The organism is Lacisediminihabitans profunda (assembly GCF_008040105.1).
GTDB lineage: Bacteria > Actinomycetota > Actinomycetes > Actinomycetales > Microbacteriaceae > Lacisediminihabitans > Lacisediminihabitans profunda.
Map to the genome: position 1 here is coordinate 1 of NZ_VRMG01000134.1, position 201 is coordinate 201.

A 201-nucleotide genomic window follows, 5' to 3' on the forward strand; every position below is an offset into this window, starting at 1 on the left:
CATGGCATCTACGGTTCGGTCGCGGGCATGGATGGGCAGACCACCTACTACAACACGATCTTCCAGGCAGGCGGGAGCGTGCTCGCCTCGGACGGCAAGAAGTCCGGGTACGACAGTGCCGCAACGCAGAAGGGAATCCAGTTCTGGACCGATCTGATTGCCTCGAAGGGCGCTCCGACCATGCAGCAGCCCACTGATACA

At 61.2% G+C, this 201-nt stretch carries 1 pseudogene; it reads left to right on the forward strand.

The features are described 5' to 3' along the window. A pseudogene (locus FVP33_RS19705) lies at nucleotides 1-201 on the forward strand (ABC transporter substrate-binding protein); the annotation flags it as partial.